The following is a 21637-nucleotide window of genomic DNA, read 5'->3' as shown; positions in this document are numbered from 1 at the left end:
GACCATCCTGTCTATAAACAAAACTAGGATAAGAACTACGAGTTCGTGTAGTCTTTTTTTGTTTATGGGCATATGCCCTTTTTTTGTTGCCAAAAACATAGGATCGAGGAGAAATAATGTTGAAAAAAATTGGTTTAACAACAACTGTACCTGTGGAAGTCCTTGTTACGGCTGGCTATTCACCGGTAGATTTAAATAATATATTTATAACTTCAGAAGATTATTTAAAATATATAGATATAGCTGAAAGAGATGGATTCCCCAAAAGTTTATGTGCCTGGATTAAAGGAATTTATGGTGCATGTTTAGAGAATGATATAAAAGAAATAGTTGGAGTAGTTGAAGGTGATTGTTCAAATACAAGGGCACTTATCGAAGTGTTACAGCTAAAAGGTATAAAAGTGTATCCTTTCTCATTTCCACATAGTCATAATTTAAAAGATGTAGAGATTGAAATAAGAAAATTTATGAATATATTTAATGTTACTGAAGAAAGCGTTGAGCAAACAAGACAGAGACTAAATAAATTGAGAGAGCTAGCAAAGGAAATAGATGAACTTACTTATTTAGAAAATAAGGTTAATGGCTTTGAAAATCATATATATCAGATAAGCCTTAGTGATTTTAATGGAAATGTAGATAATTTTGAGAACTCCCTTAAAGATGCTATATCAGAGATCAAACAAAGGAAGCCAATAAATAGAAAAGTAAGACTTGGATATATAGGAGTGCCACCTATGACAGGGGATATATATGAGTTCGTTGAAAGTCTAGATGCTCATTTTGTATATAATGAGGTGCAACGAGAATTTGCTTTCCCAAGGGCGATTACTGCAAAAAATATATTTGAGCAATATTATGATTACACATATCCATATAATACTACATTTAGAATAAACGAACTAAAGAAGCAAATAGAGGAAAGAAAAATAGATGCAATTATACACTATACCCAAGCTTTTTGTTATAGAGCTGTTGAGGATATAGTGTTAAAGAAACAGTTAGATATTCCTATTTTAAATATTGAAGGGGATAAACTAAATGTACTAGATGCAAGAACAAAGCTTAGATTAGAAGCCTTTATTGATATGTTATCAGACTTAAAGGAGGCTAATTAATAATGAGAATCTTAGGCATAGATTTAGGTAGTAGAGAAGTTAAAATTGTAGTAATGGAAAAGGATAAGATAGTTATTAAGAAAAAAATAAGTACAATGAAGTTTTATAGGGACTACTGTAGTTTCGATGGCAAGGTTATTGTTGATCTAGGAAAATTAGACATTGGTGAAATTGATAGAGCAGTATCTACAGGCTATGGAAAAAATAATACTAATCTTAAGCTCTTTACTCAAATAAATGAAATAAAGGCTCATGTTTATGGAGCAATGTATCAAACTGGTTTGAAGGATTTTATACTCTTAGATGTTGGTGGACAGGATGTTAAAGTTATAAAAGTAGAAAAGGGCATCACTACAGATTTAGAGCTAAATGAAAAATGTGCTGCATCCTGTGGCAGGTATTTAGAAAACATGGCCAATGTACTTGAAGTATCCTTAGATGAAATGAGTAAGCATTATAAAGATCCGGTAGAGTTAAATTCAACTTGTGCGGTATTTTCTGAGTCAGAGTTGATTGGAAGTATTGCAGAGGGTGTGTCTGTAGAAAAATTATATGCAGGAGTAAATTACTCTTTATATAAAAGGCTCCGGCCACTTTTAAGTAAGTTTAAAGGGAAGCAATTAATTCTAGCTGGTGGAGTAGCTAATAACCTAGCTATAAGAGAATATTTACAGAATGATTATTCAGAAATAATATCGATAGAGGAACCCCAGTTTAATGGTGCAATAGGCTGCTGTTATTATGGGAGTCGATTTTTAAGAGAGGACTAGGAGGAAAGAAATGTTTATATTAAAGACAGAACACCATTTTGATAGTGCCCATTTTCTTCATAATTACGAAGGTAAATGTAGCAATATTCATGGACATAGATGGAACGTAGTTATAGAAGTACAGTCGGAAGCATTGGTAGCAGGTGGTCAATTAGATGGAATGGTTGTAGATTTTGGGGATTTAAAAAGGGATGTAAAGGAAATGGTAGACTATTTTGACCATGCATTAATAATTCAAAGTGGAACTATGAGGGAAGAGACTCTACTTTGTCTTAAGGAAGATGGTTTTACGATAATCGAGGTTGATTTTAGGCCTACAGCAGAAAATTTTTCATTGTTTTTCTATAACTCAATGAAGGACAAAGGCTATAATGTAAAAAGGTCTACTGTTTATGAAACTCCTACTAATAGCGCCACTTATGAAGAAAGTAGAGGTAATTAAAATGAGTTTCAATGTAGTAGAGAAATTTGTAAGTATTAATGGAGAAGGTCGTCGTTGTGGCCAACTTGCAGTATTTATAAGATTTGCTGGTTGTAATTTAAACTGTAGCTATTGTGATACAGCTTGGGCAAATGAAGAGGATGTTTCTTATGAAATAATGTCTATTGAAGAAATATATAAATATATTAAATCTTCAGGAGTTAATAATATAACTTTAACTGGTGGTGAACCACTTTTACAAGAAGGAATAGTAAATTTACTAAAAACACTTTCTAGTGATACAGAGCTTTATATAGAAATTGAAACTAATGGTAGTGTATTAATAGACAAATTTGTTAGTATTAAAAACTGCCCAAGTTTTACTATGGACTATAAGCTCCCTTCGAGTGGGATGGAAAATAAAATGGCTTTGGAGAATTTTAAATATATAAGTAAAAACGATACAATTAAATTTGTTTCTGGAAGTATTGAGGACTTAAACAGGGTAAAGGAGCTAATTGAGGAGTACGATTTAGTAAATAAAACAAATGTCTATATAAGCTCTGTATTTGGAAAAATTGCATTAGATGAAATAGTGGAATTTATGAAAAATAACAATATGAATGGAGTTACATTACAAGTACAGCTTCATAAGATTATCTGGGATCCAGACAAAAGGAGTGTATAGTTATGTCAATTGATTTAAAAGCAATTGAACAACATATAAGAGGTATTTTAATAGCCATAGGAGATAATCCTGACCGGGAAGGTTTAAAAGATACACCAAAAAGGGCAGCTAAAATGTTTGAAGAAGTGTTTAAAGGTATGTGCTATACAAACGATGAAATAGCCCAAATGCATGATACTACATTTGAGGAAGACATATATATACAGGATAATTTTAACGATATAGTGTTTATGAAGGATATAGAAATATTTAGCCATTGTGAGCATCACTTAGCACTTATGTATAACATGAAGGTTGCAATAGCATATATTCCTAACAAAAAGATTATTGGTTTAAGTAAAATGGCAAGGATAGCGGATTTAGTAGGCCGAAGGTTACAATTACAGGAAAGGATTGGTAGTGACATCGCAGAAATCCTACAAAAAATAACGGAATCAGAGGATGTAGCTGTTATTATTCAAGGGGAGCATGGATGTATGACTACTAGAGGAATAGAAAAGCCGGGAAGTAAAACGATAACAATTACAACTAGGGGAAGATTTAATAGTGATCCAGTTTTAAATAATAAGCTTATGATTCTATATACTAAATAAATTAAGGCGGTGAGGGTATGAATAAGGATAAAGCTATAGTTGTGTTTAGTGGTGGACAAGATAGTACAACTTGTTTGTTCTGGGCAAAGAAAAGATATAAAGAGGTTATTGCAGTATCTTTTGACTATAATCAAAAACATAAATTAGAATTGGCATGTGCAAAAGATATATGTAAAAAGCATAATATTGAACATCACATTTTAGATTTGAATTTATTAAATCAGCTGGCACCAAATTCCCTAACTAGACAGGATATAAGTGTGGATAAAAATGCACCTACAGAGGGATTACCTAATTCCTTTGTTGATGGGAGAAATCTTCTATTTTTAACTTTTGTTGGAATATTTGCAAAACAAAGAGATATAAATGCTATCGTTACTGGAGTATCCCAAAGTGATTTTAGCGGTTATCCAGACTGCAGAGATGTGTTTATTAAATCTCTGAATGTGACACTTAACCTTGCAATGGCATATGAGTTTGAAATATTAACACCATTAATGTGGATAAATAAGGAAGAAACATGGAAATTAGCTGATGACTTAGGTGTATTAGATATCGTAAAAGAAGAGACCTTAACCTGCTATAATGGTATAAAGGGTAACGGTTGTGGAGAGTGTCCAGCCTGTAAATTAAGAAAAAATGGATATGTAGACTTTAAGAACAAGTATAAGTAGATACTAGCGCTAATTGTTTAAATGACGATTGGCGTTATCTTTTTATAAAGAGGAAAACAAAGGTAACGTAAAAAATATTATATTTATACTAATTATAAGTAAGATATAAATTTGTCACTAGAAATCTATAAATCAGAAATTAAAGATGGGGGAGAGCATAAAGAATGTTAAAAAGAATTCTCATAGTAATAGTTTGTATACTAGTAGGGTCTATAGGAAACTTTACATACGCAGCAGAAAATATAAATCCTAAGTTTAAAAGTCTTGATAGCATTGAGCGATATATAGTGTCACAATTGAGTGAACGAAATCCGATTAGTGAATTTGATATTATTAGCAGTGATCTAATTTCACAAATTATAGCAGGTGAAAAAGCAGAGTTATTACTAGATACTGTCAATCGTGCAATAGCTAAAAGCCCGTACAATTTATACAGTTATTCAACATTAGAATATGGTTTAGATGGATTTACTGATAGAATAACAGTTAAATATACCATTGGATACATGACAACACCTGAACAGGAAAGAGATCTTGCTGAAGCAGTAAAGAGAGTGTTAAAGGAAATCATAACTGATAACATGAGTGATATTGAAAAAATTAAAGCGGTAAATAATTTTATTGTATTGAATACAGAGTATAATTTGGATTATGCAGGAAATCCATATAGTCCTCACACTGTAATGTTTAAAGGTCAGGGAGTATGTCAAGGGTATCTCTGTTGGCCCACTTAATGTTTGAAGAGCTAGGTATTGATAATATGCTAATTTTAGGTAGTGGGCTAAATGAATCACATCTTTGGAATTTAGTTAAAATATCAGATGAATGGTATCATTTAGATATAACGTGGAATGACCCACTTCCAGATGTAAAGGGCAGAGTTATATATAAGTATTTCCTTAAAGACGATAATTTTATGAGGAATACCCATACTTGGAATGCTGCAGATTATCCTAAGGCTAAGAACTCAAGTTATACACATTTAACAGAATTTAAAAGTAATAAATTAACACCAATCCATAAAATAACCTATGCACCAGATGATACTTATTCAAATTGGGCAAAGATAGAAATAGAGAAAGCTATAACATATGAACTAGTTACACAGAAGATACTAAGTAATTTTACAGCAGACATTACTCGGGAAGAATTTGCAGAGCTATCTTTACAATTGTATAGGATTCTAGGTGGAAAAATTGAAATTAAGGCTAATTCAAACATATTTAAGGATACTCAAAACCTTGCAATTTTGCAAGCATATTCAGTGGGTATAGTAAATGGGATAGGTGACGGTAAGTTTGATCCTAAGGGTAAGATTACAAGGCAACAGATGGCTTGTATGTTAGAAAGAGTACTAACTTCTTTAGAGATTTATCCAGTAGTTACGAAGGAGTATAGATATTTTAGTGATGAGGATGAAATAGCAGACGATGCTAAAAGCTCAGTACAGCTAATGAATAAACTCGGAGTGATTAGTGGAGTAGGCAAAAATATAATTAACCCTAGAGGAAATACATCTAGAGAGCAGGCAATAGCTATGTTAGTAAGATTGTTGGAGCATAATCAGGTTAGTTTTTAAGGACATGTGACTTATGCCTGTCTCTTTTTTTATGTTAATTATGTAGTATTGACTATATGTAGAAGAAGGTATATATTAAATACATAGATAGTTATCTATATTTAAATTTAACTACTTGTTTTACTGGTAATTACTTCTTGGCGGCTAAAGACTGGAATAAAATAAGGCTTAAAAACCTGTGTTTTTTTAATAATAAATGAAACAAAATATTAATAAGAGTATATTAATAAAAAATGACTATTTTTTGAAAATGTTATGTGATAGTAAAATGAATAATTAATTAAGCCTTTGTTGTATTTAGGAAGAGAGGTTATAAATAATGAATAATATTTTTGATGTCAACAAATTAAACCTAACTAAATATTTATTTTTCACTGGAAAAGGTGGAGTAGGCAAAACATCTACGGCATGTGCTACTGCAGTAGCTTTAGCTGACCAAGGAAAAAAAATAATGCTAATTAGTACCGATCCAGCTTCCAACCTACAAGATGTTTTTAATACAAAGCTAAATAATAAAGGAGTTGCCATAAAAGAGGTTCCTGGCTTGGTAGTAGCGAATTTCGATCCAGAGGAAGCTGCTGCGGAGTATAGAGAAAGTGTGATTGGACCATATAGAGGGAAATTGCCAGATGTAGTGTTAAAAAACATGGAAGAACAGCTTTCGGGATCATGTACTGTTGAAATTGCAGCATTTAATGAATTCTCAACCTTTATTACAGATGAAAGCACTGCTATCGAGTATGATCATATTATATTTGATACAGCCCCAACAGGACATACACTAAGAATGCTTCAACTACCTTCAGCATGGAATAACTTTATTAATGAAAATACTCATGGTTCATCCTGCTTAGGTCAACTATCTGGGCTTGAAGATAAAAAAAATATATATAAAAACGCGGTTGAAAACTTATCAGATTCTGAAAAAACCACATTAATTCTTGTATCTAGACCAGAGATATCTCCATTAAAAGAAGCTGAGAGAGCTTCAAAAGAACTTCAGGACATAGGAGTAAATAATCAAGTTTTAATTATTAATGGTGTTCTTGAGGGCCAGGATGATTATCTGTCGACTGCTATTTTTGAAAAACAACATAATGCATTAAGGGATATACCAGAGGCAATTAAGCACCTGGAAACTTTCTATATTCCATTAAGACCTTATAATGTGACAGGAGTAGAAAATGTAAGAGCATTTTTAAATGATAAAACTATCAAAAATACTTCTGAAATTCTAAATTTAGATGTAATACCTAAAGTAAAAGATATAATAGAAGATTTAAATGAGAGTGGAAAAAAAGTAATTTTTACAATGGGTAAAGGTGGGGTTGGTAAAACTACTATAGCAGCGGCTATAGCCCTAGGGCTAGCCAAAAAAGGCAAAAAGGTACATTTAACAACTACAGATCCAGCTGCTCATATACAGTTTGTCTTAGATGAGAGCTACGGAATTACTATTAGTCGAATTGATGAAAAACAAGAGTTTGAAAAGTACAAAGAAGAAGTTTTAATTAAGGCTAGAAAAACTCTTGGTGAACATGACCTAGCTTATATAGAAGAAGATTTAAAATCCCCGTGTACTCAGGAGATTGCTGTATTTAGAGCTTTTGCTAAAATAGTAGAAAGGTCAGAGAATGAAGTTGTAGTAATTGATACGGCACCAACAGGGCATACTTTATTGCTTTTAGATGCAACTCAAAGTTATCATAAAGAAATTGAGCGCTCCCAAGGAGATATACCTGAGTCTGTTAAGAAGCTTTTACCTAGATTGAGAAATGAAAATGAAACAGAGGTTATAATTATAACATTAGCTGAAACAACACCTGTTTATGAAGCATTAAGACTACAAGCTGATTTGAGTCGTGCTCATATTAATAATAAATGGTGGGTGATTAATTCAAGTTTTTATGCAGTAGATACTACAAATACTATTTTAAAAGCAAAGGCAAGCAATGAAATTCAATGGATTAATAAAGTAAATGAAATATCAAATGGTAATTTTGCTATTGTAAAATGGATGCCTGGAGAAGTAAAGCTTTCGAAAATAGAAGACATTATAAACTAAATGGAAAAACTTACATTTAGTGGAACACTGTAAAATAGATGCAGCGAGTACCTGTTTTATAGTGTTTTTTAGTTAGTAGAAGCACATAGGAAATATAGATTTAGACAAACTAAATAATGCTATTGTTTAAAGATAAACTATTTAACGAGATAGGGAGGATATTCAAATGGGTAACAAAATTATTGAAGGATTGTCGGCTATGACTTCGTCATATGAAGAAGTTACTTCAGATATATTAGTTATGGATTTTACAGTTGTAACCGCATGCCTCGTCTGAAAGCCAGATGATAGAAAGAGTGAATGGGTGCTAGTAGACACGGGACTAGAAAATTCAGCAAATCTTATAATAGAGACTGCTGAAAACGATTAGGAAAAAATAGTCGACCTCAAGCAATTATTCTTACCCATGGCTATTTCGATCATGTTGGTTCAGTTATTAAACTCTGTATTTTATGGGATGTTCCAGTGTATATCCACAAGTTAGAAATGCCATATGTTACAGGTAAGAGAGACTATCCATTAGCAGACCCTACTGTTGATGAGGGCATGGTTGCAAAGTTATCTCCAACCTTCCCACATAGGAGTATAGATATTGGTTTCCAAGCGGTACCTCTACCAGATGATGGCAGTATTCCGGGGATGCCAGGTTGGAAATGGGTGCACACACCTGGGCATACTGTAGGGCATATTTCTTTATTCCGTGAGAAAGATGGTGTTCTTATTGTAGTAGATGCTTTTACAACCACAAAACAGGAGTCTCTATTATCGGTTATACTGCATAGAGAACAGATAAGTGGGCCTCCAAAGTACTTAACTACAGATTGGAATTCAGCAGAATTCTCAATTGAACTCTAAAGAAATTAAAGCCTTCCTTAGTAATACCAAGCCATGTAAAACCAATGAAAGGTGAAGAACTAACACGTCATTTAGATTTGCTGGTCAACCACTTTAATGAAATTGCAAAACCTGAGCAAGGGCGTTTTATAAAATAAATAGCTATAAAGATGCAAAAAATAGTAATGTACATAACTGACACATTACTATTTTTATTTTATTTAATATAATGATAATTTCTATCATAGAAGCTTATTTTGATAGAAATTAAGTAAAAGCAGTATATCGAAGTTTTACTAATATTTTCTTTAAAATAAATTATCCATTAATATACAACAGAAGCCTTTTCTTAACAAATTACTATGTTTGTTTAGCAAATTTATGTTTGTGGTATATTAGATAAATTAAAAAAATTTTTAAATATATAGCATAAATACTAAAATTATGCTAGTATTATAACGTACTACTGAAAATGATAATCATTACGAATTAACCCTGTTGATATGTAATTTATTTGTTTTGTATATTAATGTATGAGAGGAAGATAGTATTGCAGAAATACACATGGCTTAATCCAGTCGTTGAGAAAATCGTTGAAGAGGAATACAACTCGGTAATAGAGTTTATTGAGAATAAAGGTTATAGAATTGTTTACTGTAGTAATCAAGCAGATAAAGTGCAGGAAGATTATCTGAAACATGTGTTGAACACAAAAAATAAGCCAGTATTAGACGCTAGGTGTCCTGCTGTAGTTGAATTAATAAAAAACAAATATCCTCTAGCAAATGATAATATTGCACCTATTTATCCAATACTAATCTCCTGTGCTAAAGAGCTGTATGATATTTATATTAAAGAAAATGAGCAAAACTGTACTTTAACGATTGTCACTCCATGTAGTCAGCTGGTGGACTGTGGAAACATTGTTTTTAGTAATCCCAGAATCGAATTTATTACGTGGAATTTATTTAAGAAGCAGATAGATTATAACAAAAAAAATAATAAATTATCCGCATCCCCTATTCCCCTTGGTTTTTTCGATAGCCTGAATATGAAGATTGAAAAAGTAAGTGGAGAAGCGGAGATAGAAGATATACTTGATAATATTTTTTTAAAAAAATGTAGTAAAGAAGTAGAACTTTGTGAGTTGCTTTTTTGTAAAGATGGTTGCCATAATGGTGATGGTGTATAGATGCGAGGTGAGAAGAGTTGAAAAAAATTAAGGGGCTTTACATTCCGGCTATTATGATTTTGTTTTGGATTATAGGGTCAAACTTTCAAGTATTGAATCCATATATTATCCCAACGCCTATAAGAACACTGCAAGTTGCAATGAAGGTTTTACAAAATGGAATGTTACTTAGACATATACTAGCAAGTTTAAACAGAGTGTTTTTAGGTTTTCTAATAGCCTTCTGTTTAGCATTTCCTTCAGGAATAGCACTTGGAATGAGAAATAGACTGATTGACTATTTTAATCCTACTCTCGAATTTATAAGACATGTACCACCACTTGCTACTGTTCCTATGCTTATACTCTGGTTTGGTATAGGAGAAAAATCAAAAATTGTTATTATTGTGCTAGCTTCGTTTTTCCCTATTTTCTTAAACACATTAAATGGTGTTTTAAATTGTGATAAAAAGTTACTAGAAGTAGGGGATTCCTTTGGATTAACAGGCTTTGAAAAGTTTTGTAAAATTATTTTTCCAGCTACATTACCATATATTTTTATTGGTATAAGGCTAGGTCTTGGGTATAGTTGGAGAGCTTTAATTGGAGCGGAGCTAGTTGCTGCTTCTTCTGGTATTGGATATATGATCTTAGATGCTCAGCAATTATCGAGAACAGATGTAGTTTTAGTTGGAATATTTACTATCGGAATATTAGGTTCTTTAATAGACCTTATAGTAATTAAAATAACTGAATCTTTTACCCTATTAAAGGAAGGTGGAAAAAGTCATGGCTGGAATTAAGCTATCAAACTTAAGTAAACAATTCTCAATAGGGGCTGAAACTATACACGCATTAAAAAATATAGATTTACATATTCTTGATGGTAGCTTTACTACAATTGTTGGTAAAAGCGGTTGTGGAAAAACAACTCTGCTAAGGTTATTGAGTGGACTAGAAAAACAATCAGCGGGGGAAATAGAATTTACATTTACTAATAACGATAATAGGGCCGAAAAAAGGCCAGTCGGAATAGTTTTTCAAGAGTCTAGATTATTTCCTTGGCTAACGGTTAAGGAAAACATGGCTTTTCCATTGTTTAAGCTTAAGAATAAATTAGAGATTGAAAAAACCGTAGACAAATATTTGCACATTATGGGATTGAAGAAATTTAAAGACGCATATCCATCTCAAATTTCTGGTGGGATGGCTCAAAGGACAGCTGTTGGGCGTACTTTGTGTTATAATCCGGATATTATATTAATGGATGAGCCTTTTGCTGCATTAGATTATTTTACCCGAAAAAATCTCCAGGAGGAAATGGTTAATATATTTCTTGCACAACATAAAACAATAGTTTTTGTTACTCATAACGTGGAGGAAGCAGTTTACTTAGGGGAAAAAGTTATAGTCTTCAATGAAGGGGAGGTGGTTATGGAGCGTTCTGTACCTTTATCTTATCCAAGACAGAGTGGCGTAGAATTTATTAACATACAGGAGGAAATTCTTAATGCTATTACTGGAAAACAAACACAAAGTCTTTATACATTATAATTTTGGGAGGTATTTAAATGAATATTATAAGAAAAAATAAAAAAGTGTTTAGCATTATACTAGCAAGTATTATGGTATCATTGATTTTAAGTGGTTGTAGTAATAAACAACAAACAACCACCCAAAATAATGAACAAGTTAATCAAATAAACTTAACTTACGTGAAGGCCCCACTTAATGTACCTTCGATAATACAAAAGAATCAACAATTATTTGATAATGAATTCAATAAAGATAATATTAAAGTTAACCTACTAGAAATTACATCTGGCCCAGATCAAACTCAAGCATTAGCAGCAGGTGAGTTAGATTTTCTAAATGCCGTTGGTGGAACTTCTGTAATCTTAGCAGCGGCTAATGGAGTAGATCTAAAAATATTGAGTATTTACAGTAGAGCCCCTAAGGCATTTATGATTTTGACAAATTCAGATGAAATCAAAAATCCCGCAGACTTAAAAGGAAAGAAAGTAGGCGGTCCAAAAGGGACTGTTTTACATCAACTCTTAATAACTGCCTTAGATGTAAATAATTTAAGTCAGGATGAGGTAGAATACATAGCTATGGATATTCCTAGTGCTTTAGCAGCATTAACGAATGGTAGTATCGATGCAGCCCTTTTAGCTGGGCCAGCTGCCTTAAATGCGATAAAGGCCGGTGCAAAAACTGTTACAACTGGCGAAGGATTAGTAGAAGGAACAATTGTAGTTTCAGTTAGAGGCGAGTTTTTAAACAAATACCCTGACTTGGTCAAGAGATTTTCTAAAATACATCAAGAAAGTCTAGAATTTATTCACAATAATTTAGATGAAGCGTATAGAATAACTGCAGAAGAAACAGGATTGACTATTGATGATGTAAAAATGATGTATGAATGGTATGATTTTGATCCAACTATAAAACCATCAGATATTGAAGAATTAAAAACAACACAGAATTTCCTAAAATCTAATGGCATGTTAGACAATACTATTAATATAGAAGATTTAATAGTTAATATAAAGTAAAAAATTAATGTTAAAAAATTGCTTAATAATGTAGATAAAAAACTTTAAACTTTTCGAATTATCATAGTAAAAATAAGGATAGGTAAATTTTCCTATCCTTATTTTTATTGGGAGAAAACTATGTAAAAGATATAAAGGTGATTATAAATAAAAAAATTGCGGTATATATTAGACTAATGAGATATACATAATAATTAAAGAAAACATGCGCTTAGTAGAAAAAAAGTATAAAACTGCAGAAAAATCAATAGCATCTCATAAGGTACAAATACATATAGGAGGTATTGGTAATATGGAAAACGCAATGTTTTGTTATCAATGTGAGCAAACACTTGGTGGAAAGGGCTGAACTAGAAGTGGTGTATGTGGTAAAACTCCAGAAATAGCAAATTTACAAGATTTACTAATCTATCAATTAAAGGGTATTTCTTGCTACGCTAAAGAACTCATTTTTAATAAACAATTAATTGATAAAGAAGTTGTTGAATTCGTAGAAAATTCTCTATTTACGACTCTTACAAATGTAAACTTTGATGTTGAATCACATCTAAATTTACTAGAGGAATCGCAAAAAATAAAGCAAAAGCTTAGAGACCAAGCACCTGAAGGACATTATCCAGAGTGCGCCACATATAACCTAAGTGGAACAAAGGATGAAATGCTAAGGGATGCCGTGAAGGCAGGAATTATGTATGATCAAAGTTTAGATGCTGATATAAGGTCTTTGAGATCCACCATATTATTTGGTCTAAAGGGTATAAGTGCCTATGGTCATCAGGCAAGATTTATAAATTATAATAGCAATTTAGTTGATAATTTCTACTTCTTAGGGTTAGAAGCAACAACAAATGATGCTTTAACTGTAGAGGATTTGATTAAGATAACAATGAGAACTGGAGAGATGAGTGTAGAAGTGATGAAAACACTAGACGATGCAAATACCACTACTTATAGTCATCCATCCCCACAAAAAGTAAATGTAAATATAAAAAAAGGGCCATTTATTATAATATCAGGTCATGATCTAAGGGATTTAGAAATGTTACTTGAGCAAACAGAGGGCAAAGGTATAAATATCTATACTCATGGAGAAATGCTCCCTGCCCATGGATATCCATCACTTAATAAGTATAAACATCTTGTAGGGAACTTTGGTACTGCTTGGCAGAATCAACAAAAGGAGTTTGACAATATACCAGGATGTATATTAATGACTACAAATTGTTTAATGAAACCTAGGGACACTTATAAAGATAGGATATTTACTACAAATGTTGTAGGTTGGGACGGAGTAAGGCATGTGAATCTTAAGGAAGATGGAACTAAGGATTTTAGTGAAATAATAAATAAGTCTTTAGAGCTAGGAGGATATAAAGAGGACGTAGAGGAAAAGGAAATATTAGTAGGTTTTGGCCATAACTCCACTTTGTCGCGGGCAGGAGCTATCGTAGAGGCGGTGAAAGAAGGGAAATTAAGACACTTTTTCCTAATTGGTGGATGTGATGGAGCGAAGCCAGGTAGAAACTATTATACTGAATTTGCAGAAAAAATACCTCAAGACTGTGTGATTTTAACACTGGCCTGTGGTAAATATAGATTTAATAATTTAGATTTTGGGACAGTAGCGGGATTACCTAGGTTATTAGATATTGGTCAATGTAATGATGCGTATTCTGCAGTTAAGATTGCAACAACATTAGCTGATGCTTTTGAAACAGATGTTAATTCTTTACCTCTTACAATTGTACTATCCTGGTATGAACAAAAGGCGGTTGCAGACTTACTAGCCCTACTATCACTAGGCATAAAAGATATGTATATAGGACCTAGCCTTCCGGCATTTTTATCTCCTAATGTACTACAGTATTTAGTTGACATTTTTAATATCACACCAATTAGTACAGCCGATGAGGATTTAAGGAATTCATTAAAACAGGTAAACTAATTTGGGTTAACTGTAGGAAAAAAATATTAGATATTTTTAAATAAATGATTAATGAGTATTGTAAGAGTTCTTGAAAAAGTCTAGATACATATAAAAGCTTTATAAAAAATTGTTCAGGAGGGATTGTATATGTTCAATGCTATAGATATTATGACAACTCCAGTTATTAGCGCTAGATCTGATAATACTCTTCAAGAGGTAGTACAAATATTGGCAGAAAAAAGAATAAGTGGGCTTCCTGTTGTCGACTCTGAGAACAAATTAGTAGGTGTGATATCAGAAAAAGATATTGTTGATTATTCAAGCCAGTTGCATTCGATACGGTTGATAAACTCCTCTGCCTGGATATCACCTCATTTAGATATTTCAATGATTGCATCATATAAAAAGGGAGTTGAGCTACTTGCTTCAACAATTGTTGAGAAAGTTATGACAAAAAATGTAGTGAGCGCAAAAGAGAACACTTCAGGTGAGGAAATAGTGAGATTGATGAAGAAAAAAAACGTAAATCGTGTACCAATCACAGATGATGATGGAATTCTTATTGGTATAATAACTAGGGCAGATCTTATAAATTACTTTGCATCAATGGAAAGCGCTACTTCATATTAATGAATTAACATACCTTAAATATTAAATATTTATATAATTGAAATTTTTTATGGGGGTTTCATTCGGAGTTTTTTCTGATTTGAGGCCCCCTTCCCATTCATGGATAGCTTGTAATTAGATATATGCATGTGTAGCATACGTGGTATAATATACCTAATAAAAAATAAGATAAGTATAACAATATTAATAAACTAGAATTTAAAAATATTTACTATCAAAACTCCACAATTTATTGAAAGGAATGAAATAATGAAAAGGGTCATTTTTCTTGTTGACATGAATGCATTTTTTATATCTTGTGAAATGACAAGATATCCTGAGCTAGTTGGTGTACCTGCAGCAGTGGCGGGGGATCCAAAGAAACGCACAGGGATTATTTTGGCTGCAAATTATGAAGCAAGAAAATTCGGAGTGAAAACTGCTATGACTCTTCACGAAGCCCTTAAGTGTTGTCCACACATGAAGTTAGTTCATCCTGATCATAAGTTCTATTCACAAAAATCCAATGAGGTTTTTGAGATTCTATCTGACTATACTCCAGTTTTAGAGAAGAATAGCATTGATGAGGCCTGGTTAGACATGACGGGCTGCGAAGGATTATTTGGAAAACCATTGCAATCAGCTGAAAGAATTATGAATCACTTGAAAAAAGAAGTGGGGTTGCCATGTTCTATTGGGATCTCTGAAAATAAATTTCTATCCAAAATGGCAGCAGAAATGAAAAAGCCCTTAGGAATTACTGAACTTTGGGTTAAAGACATTGAAACAAAACTGTGGCCACTTCCTGTCAGAGAGATTTACGGAATTGGCAAACAGACAGCAGTAAAGCTTAACAACATGGGAATTGAGACAATTGGGGATTTAATAAAACTAGATCAATCTTTTATAATAAAGCATTTTGGAAAATTAGGGTTAGAAATCTATCAAAAAGCTAAAGGGGTAGATTTTGAACCTGTAAAACCTATTTCAGAAACTAATATGAAATCCATAGGTAAATCTATTACGTTAGCTCAGGATATTAGTGAAATTGATATAGCTAAACATGTTCTGAAGAAACTAGCTGAAGAGGTGGGAATGACCGCAAGAAAATATGATAAAAAGGGATCTACGATTCAAATAACAATTAAGTATTCAAATTTTGAAACAATAACACGACAGATTACAGTATCACCCACAAACTTAACTAAACAAATAGCTTCTTATGGAATTAGGTTACTAGAAAAGAATTGGGGATCTAAGTTACCAATTCGACTTTTAGGTATAAGCCTAAGCGGATTTGCAGAGGATGAAAAGCTGGAACAAATTTCTTTATTTGACCTTTGCAAGGAAAAAAAATTATTGAAAAAAGAAGAAAAACTTGAGAAAACTATAGACTCTATTAGGAATAAATATGGTAATTCAAAAATTAGTAGAGCTATATTTATAAAAGACAAATGAAACCTTAAGTTAAAATATATCAGCTTTTAACCGTGTCAACGGACTTTAGCTGTTTTTTTCATTTATACCTATGAAAATAAGAGTTCTACATAAAATAGAATTCGCAGAGTTATACTATTAATGAGACGATAGGATTTATATAGGTTGACAAGAAACTTTACTAGAAATACAAGGAAAGATATTATATAAATTTGAGACTAAGGGGTGGGCAAATGAGTAATACAGCAATAGCTTTAATTTTTAAATTTGGTATGACTTTAATTGCAGCATGGATAACTTTAGGACTTATGAACGGTAACCCCTTATTATGGATTGCAATTATAGCCCTGGTGGGAACCGCAGCAAATTATATATTTGGAGATTTAGTTGTATTACCTAATCAAAGTAATCTAGTGGCATCCCTAGGTGATGGGATTCTAGCGGCAGTGCTTGCTTATATTGTAGCTATGTTCATAAGTAACTTTAATACTACTTTTAGTGCATTGGCTATTTATGCAGCAATTGTGGCAGTGTCAGAATTTTATTTTCATATATTCATACAGAATGATGATAAAGTTACACCAAAGTAATAATCAGTATCTGAACTAAACCATTATTATCGTAGTTTTTCAAAAAAACTTAAAAGAAAGTTTAAAAAGGGTTCTACTTTGATAATGTATTTACTACAAAACATTTATCAAAGGAGGAACCCTTTATTGTGTAAATGTATTTATTTGAGGATGAAATTTTTAATAAAGCTCATTTAAAGGAAATTTAAATGTTAATGTAGTATTATATAATGACTTATACTAATTTAGTTAAAAACTAGATTAGACATAGAATCGGATATTATTAACATATTAGTTAATTTAAAAAGGGATATCAAGAGATGTCGTTTAAAACAGCAAGAGTAATTATGAGAGATGATAATGGATATAACTAAAAAGATAACAAGTGGAATACTATTTCAGGCTTTAGAATCTTTGTATTATACGGTTATTACTATGATCAGCTCACTGGACATTACAATCGATATTTTTTTCAAGAAAAGTTAAAACGCCTTGACGTTGAAAGAAATTTGCCAATATCGATTGTAATGGTTGATGTAAATGAACTAAAGCTTACAAATGATGCATTTGGTAATGAAGTTGGAGATATGCTACTGAAAAGTATTTCAGAACAATTAAAGTTAGGATGCACAAATGATGACATCATTGCTAGAGTTGGTGGAGATGAATTTGTTATATTGCTCCCTAAAACATCATACACAGATACTGAGCGTATTGTAAATAGGATTTATAAAGCTATTGAACAACAGAAAATAAATCAAGTTGTTGTTTCTATTTCTATGGGATGTTAAACCAAAACAACGGCAGAGCAGAATATAAAACGCTTTTATACTCTTTATAACTCTTAAAGTTAGGATAACGAAAATGCACGCTACTTAGCAAGATTTAAAAAATATCTCTATACCATCTTCTTGAAAGAATAAGTGTGGAAATTTTACATATTTTTAAATTTTACAGAAGGTTTATTTAATACTTTAAAAAAATTAATAGTCAGTCAGTAATAAAAGTATTATATGTAAAGAGGTTGATATATATGTATATTAAAAAATTTAAAATATTTAAATGATATTAAACAAAAATACGGAGAATAGAAAAACCTTCGTTGAAAAAACAAAATTCAATAAATTCTGTAGATTTTACAAAGAGAATGAACATTGTGCTAAAAAATGTACTGCTAAAAAATGTACTGAATGTACTGTTAGTTTATTAGACTTCTCAGAAAAGATGAGAATATGGGAAACTGGAATATAGATAACATTACCATACTAGTATCAATAACTTGGATTATAAATGAAAATCCTTAAATCGCTGAATATAATATGTAAAGATATAAGTCAAGTGAAAGAGCCAGGAGTCGTACTATCAAGGGAGTAATGTAAAAATATGAAAAAACGTCAAAGATTGATAGGAAATATAAAGATTGAGAGGAAAAATATATGAATAAAAATAAACATATTATACCGATCTTATTTACTTTACTATTACTACTATTTCCTCTGATATTGTGGCATTTAGGCGAAACACAGGAGCTAAATGTAGTAATTATAGATAAGACTGTGCCGGATAATACCTATCGAGAACACAAAGCCTTAGTTTGGTTGCTAAGTAATCAGAAAATTACAAAGCCTAAATCTGGTGAATTTTATCAAAAACATGAAGACTATTATGGTTATTTTCCGGATCAGGAACAGGAGAACAGAATTAGAAAGCTTCAAATTGAAGATCAAAAGTTTGATCTTATATACGTAGCCGACACTTACGGAGTCTATGAGGAAGACATTGAGGGACAAAATATAGCTGGAAAGCGATCTGAGCTAATTTACGGTGGAATCAACATGAATGAAGTTGAAATTCTGAGAAGAGCAGCCTACAAGGGAACCATTGTAGTTGCAGAATTCAATACATTTGGAAGTCCAACTGGTACTGAGGCTAAGGAAGCTCTTTATGACTTGTTGGGTTTAAGGTGGACGGGTTGGATTGGACGATATTTCCAGGATTTATCCCCTGACGGGGAAGTCCCTGACTGGGCTGTGTCAAATTATGAGTCTCAGCAAGGTAGACCTTGGTCCTATTATAGTGGCGGATTTATATTCGTAAGTAGTGATGATAAGGTAGTCGTAATAAAAGAAGAAGATAACGAAAAACAAGGGGTGGATTTTTGCTGGACAACAGAGGGAGAAGATTTTATTGGTAAATCTGGAAGTTATCCTTATCACTATTGGTTTGATATTATCGAACCAGCGGGTACTAGTACAGTATTAGCAGAATACGATCTAAGTCTCACAGAATCAGGCAAGAAAAAACTGGAGGCTGAAGGGATACCTCAAGTATTTCCTGCAGTGATTCAAAATAATACAGGCTTATATTCCACCTACTATTTTGCTGGAGATTATGCAGACAATGAAAATACACCCGCTTTTTACAAAGTTGCAGGTTTGACAACATTTATGGAAAAAACTATTCTAGGTAAGACAGATGCTTTTTTTTGGAAGGCATATGTGCCATTAGTTAAAAAAATAATTGCTGAGGCTAGTCTAGGCCCTAGTGAAAGAGATATACCAAAAGGTTTTATATTGCCTAGTGAGAGGGAAAAAGATGAGCAAGAAGGAACAAAGCTAGTATCTAGAACCCATGGAGAACATCTACAAATCTTTAATAATGGGCAATGGCAAGATTTTTTTGTCAAAGGTGTGAACTTAGGCATCGCACTTCCTGGTAGATGGTTCACAAATTTTCCTAAACAAGAGTCTCTATATTTGGAATGGTTCGAAGATATTGGGAAGATGAATGTCAATACCATACGTGTATATACTTTGATGGATCCTTCTTTTTACAGGGCACTACTTAGATATAACGTACAGCATGCAGAATCGCCTATTTGGCTTTTGCAAGAAATTTGGCCAGAAGAGCATCCACCAGGGAATGACTATCTAAGAGAAGCTTACACTAAAGAATTTTTTAAAGAAATCGAGCATACGATTGACGCAGTACACGGAAATATACAAATTCCTCATCGTAGTGATAGAGCATATGGTCGGTATGATGCAGATGTATCCCCATATATTTTAGGATTTTTGGTGGGACGTGAGCTAGAGCCAGAAGAAGTGATTGCCACTGATGAAAACAATAATGTAACAGCTTTTGAGGGTAAATACCTTGTTATTTCTGAAGGAAGCCCGACGGAGGTGTGGTTGGCTAAAAGTTGTGAACATGTCTTAGCATACCAGGATGAGGTCTATGGTTGGCAGCATCCTGTGGCATTTGTCAGCTGGCCGACACTAGATGTTATGGAACATGATGGGGAGTGGAATGAAGCCGGGGATAAACAACTGGAGTATAACGATAGAGTATCCATCGACATAAGACATTTTTTTATGGGAGCAAGAATGAAAGCAGGCTTTTTTGGAGCCTACCATATTTATCCGAATTATCCGGATTTTATGAACAATACCTTGGGCTACTCTAATTATACTGATGATAAAGGTGTGTTTCGTTATGGTGGGTATTTAAGGCATTTCATGGAGCATCATGCGGGATATCCTGCGTTAGTAGCTGAATTTGGGTTAGCTACTGGTATGGGTAATGCTCATGAAAACCCAGATGGTTATAATCATGGGGGAATGACAGAAGAGGAACAGGGTTATGGTGTTGTTAGAATGATGGAAGCGATTCATCGTGAAGGATATGCTGGCGGCGTCATATTTGAATGGATGGATGAATGGGCTAAGAAAACCTGGACGACAGAAGCTTTTATGGTACCTTATGAACACAATGTTTTTTGGCACAATACTATTGATCCTGAGCAAAATTACGGAATTTTGGCTATGGAAGCCATCAGACCAGAAAAACCGCAAGCAGTTTTGCGAGGCAATAGAATACTGCAGCGATTAGAACTATCAGGGAACGAGTCCTACCTATACTTAAGTTTGTACACTGATGGGCCATTAGACCTAGAGAAGCAACAGTTACTTATTGGTTTGGATACATATGACGCAAAAAAAGGAATACGTAAATATAGAGAAAACATTGACCTCAGAGCTCCTTCTGGCTTGGAGTTTCTGGTGACCTTAGCAGGCAAAAAAGGCAGTTTAGAAGTTATTCCAGAATATAACATAGAACGGTACAACTTTGCCTCAGTTCCGAATAGTCAAGGACCCTTTGAAACTATGAACCCAATTATCAATAGCCAACGAGTGACGAAAGATGGAAGGAAGATTGATCAGATTCGAGAAGAAGCAAGTCTATTGAGGCAGGGACCATGGTTTGGTCAGTCAAATCATTGGTATCAAGAGGAGAATGTTATTTACATTCGAATACCATGGGGGAGATTGAACGTTACTGATCCTACTACTTACCAGGTACTAGACGATCCCCGTGAATTTTTTGATTACCCACCTAGAGATACTTTTAAAACAGCAGTTACAGAAGGATTCCGTGTTACAACACTCCTATTGAATAAGGAAGATGATCTGGTTGATATGCTACCCAGTACATTCGATGTTGAACCGGAGCCGTTCAAATGGGAAAGTTGGAGTGAGCCTAGGTATAAAAAACGTTTGAAAGAAAGCTATTATATTTTACAACGTTATTTTGAAAATATGAAAAGAATTAGAAAGGAGTAGGA

19 protein-coding genes and 2 pseudogenes are annotated in these 21637 nt (G+C 32.9%); all 21 read left to right on the top strand.

The window, feature by feature from the left end:
* The first annotated feature begins 116 nt into the window (after positions 1-116).
* The 21 genes and pseudogenes from HZR23_RS01125 (at position 117) to HZR23_RS01030 (ending at position 21635) form a co-directional block, all read left to right on the top strand.
* On the top strand, positions 117-1118 hold the full coding sequence (locus HZR23_RS01125) for a 2-hydroxyacyl-CoA dehydratase family protein (protein ID WP_330571386.1): 1002 nt from the start codon (positions 117-119) through the stop codon (positions 1116-1118).
* A 2-nt stretch (positions 1119-1120) separates the two neighbouring features.
* On the top strand, positions 1121-1888 hold the full coding sequence (locus HZR23_RS01120) for an acyl-CoA dehydratase activase (protein WP_132847761.1): 768 nt from the start codon (positions 1121-1123) through the stop codon (positions 1886-1888).
* A 10-nt stretch (positions 1889-1898) separates the two neighbouring features.
* Positions 1899-2330 (top strand): 6-carboxytetrahydropterin synthase QueD, encoded by a 432-nt coding sequence (gene queD, locus HZR23_RS01115; RefSeq protein WP_132847760.1) that lies wholly within the window; start codon positions 1899-1901, stop codon positions 2328-2330.
* Position 2331: 1 nt separating this feature from the next.
* Positions 2332-2997 carry a putative 7-carboxy-7-deazaguanine synthase QueE gene (queE, locus tag HZR23_RS01110; RefSeq protein ID WP_132847759.1) on the top strand — a complete coding sequence of 222 codons (666 nt, stop codon included), beginning with the start codon at positions 2332-2334 and terminating at the stop codon, positions 2995-2997.
* Between the two features lie 2 nt (positions 2998-2999).
* A complete protein-coding gene (gene folE / locus HZR23_RS01105) occupies positions 3000-3590 on the top strand; it encodes a GTP cyclohydrolase I FolE (protein ID WP_132847758.1) in 591 nt (196 codons plus the stop codon).
* A gap of 17 nt (positions 3591-3607) precedes the next feature.
* Positions 3608-4264, top strand: a complete 657-nt coding sequence (queC, locus tag HZR23_RS01100) for a 7-cyano-7-deazaguanine synthase QueC (RefSeq protein ID WP_132847757.1) — start codon at positions 3608-3610, stop codon at positions 4262-4264.
* A 164-nt stretch (positions 4265-4428) separates the two neighbouring features.
* Entirely contained in the window at positions 4429-4998 is a 570-nt protein-coding gene (locus HZR23_RS01095; protein WP_132847756.1) for a transglutaminase-like domain-containing protein, read from the top strand.
* The gene (locus HZR23_RS01090; protein WP_132847755.1) at positions 4968-5843 is read left to right on the top strand and encodes an S-layer homology domain-containing protein; all 876 of its coding nucleotides are present in this window, start codon (positions 4968-4970) and stop codon (positions 5841-5843) included. Before HZR23_RS01095 ends, HZR23_RS01090 begins: the two co-directional genes overlap by 31 nt.
* 319 nt (positions 5844-6162) lie before the next feature.
* A complete protein-coding gene (gene arsA / locus HZR23_RS01085; protein ID WP_132847754.1) occupies positions 6163-7908 on the top strand; it encodes an arsenical pump-driving ATPase in 1746 nt (581 codons plus the stop codon).
* 387 nt (positions 7909-8295) lie between these two features.
* A pseudogene (locus tag HZR23_RS17670) lies at positions 8296-8763 on the top strand (MBL fold metallo-hydrolase); the annotation flags it as partial.
* A gap of 529 nt (positions 8764-9292) precedes the next feature.
* Positions 9293-9934 carry a hypothetical protein gene (locus HZR23_RS01075; RefSeq protein WP_132847753.1) on the top strand — a complete coding sequence of 214 codons (642 nt, stop codon included), beginning with the start codon at positions 9293-9295 and terminating at the stop codon, positions 9932-9934.
* Positions 9935-9951: 17 nt separating this feature from the next.
* A complete protein-coding gene (locus tag HZR23_RS01070; RefSeq protein WP_243098168.1) occupies positions 9952-10716 on the top strand; it encodes an ABC transporter permease in 765 nt (254 codons plus the stop codon).
* Entirely contained in the window at positions 10703-11467 is a 765-nt protein-coding gene (locus HZR23_RS01065) for an ABC transporter ATP-binding protein (protein WP_132847752.1), read from the top strand. Before HZR23_RS01070 ends, HZR23_RS01065 begins: the two co-directional genes overlap by 14 nt.
* A 17-nt stretch (positions 11468-11484) precedes the next feature.
* A complete protein-coding gene (locus HZR23_RS01060; protein WP_132847751.1) occupies positions 11485-12471 on the top strand; it encodes an ABC transporter substrate-binding protein in 987 nt (328 codons plus the stop codon).
* A 205-nt stretch (positions 12472-12676) separates the two neighbouring features.
* The gene (locus tag HZR23_RS17665) at positions 12677-12820 is read left to right on the top strand and encodes a hypothetical protein (RefSeq protein ID WP_330571385.1); all 144 of its coding nucleotides are present in this window, start codon (positions 12677-12679) and stop codon (positions 12818-12820) included.
* Between the two features lie 12 nt (positions 12821-12832).
* Positions 12833-14416: pseudogene (gene hcp, locus HZR23_RS01055) on the top strand (hydroxylamine reductase); the annotation flags it as partial.
* A 129-nt stretch (positions 14417-14545) separates the two neighbouring features.
* Positions 14546-15028, top strand: a complete 483-nt coding sequence (locus HZR23_RS01050; protein WP_132847750.1) for a CBS domain-containing protein — start codon at positions 14546-14548, stop codon at positions 15026-15028.
* A gap of 249 nt (positions 15029-15277) precedes the next feature.
* The gene (dinB, locus tag HZR23_RS01045; RefSeq protein WP_132847749.1) at positions 15278-16465 is read left to right on the top strand and encodes a DNA polymerase IV; all 1188 of its coding nucleotides are present in this window, start codon (positions 15278-15280) and stop codon (positions 16463-16465) included.
* Between the two features lie 212 nt (positions 16466-16677).
* The gene (locus tag HZR23_RS01040) at positions 16678-17034 is read left to right on the top strand and encodes a DUF2512 family protein (RefSeq protein ID WP_132847748.1); all 357 of its coding nucleotides are present in this window, start codon (positions 16678-16680) and stop codon (positions 17032-17034) included.
* 374 nt (positions 17035-17408) lie between these two features.
* Positions 17409-17804: a GGDEF domain-containing protein gene (locus HZR23_RS01035; protein ID WP_132847747.1), complete on the top strand. Its 396-nt coding sequence runs from the start codon at positions 17409-17411 to the stop codon at positions 17802-17804.
* A gap of 645 nt (positions 17805-18449) precedes the next feature.
* Positions 18450-21635 (top strand): hypothetical protein, encoded by a 3186-nt coding sequence (locus HZR23_RS01030; protein WP_213050302.1) that lies wholly within the window; start codon positions 18450-18452, stop codon positions 21633-21635.
* The last annotated feature ends 2 nt before the right edge of the window (positions 21636-21637 follow it).

Source organism: Serpentinicella alkaliphila, assembly GCF_018141405.1.
Taxonomy (GTDB): Bacteria; Bacillota; Clostridia; order Peptostreptococcales; family Natronincolaceae; genus Serpentinicella; species Serpentinicella alkaliphila.
The sequence above is the reverse complement of the archived record's forward strand: the minus strand, read 5'-3'. Positions and strand labels throughout refer to the sequence as shown.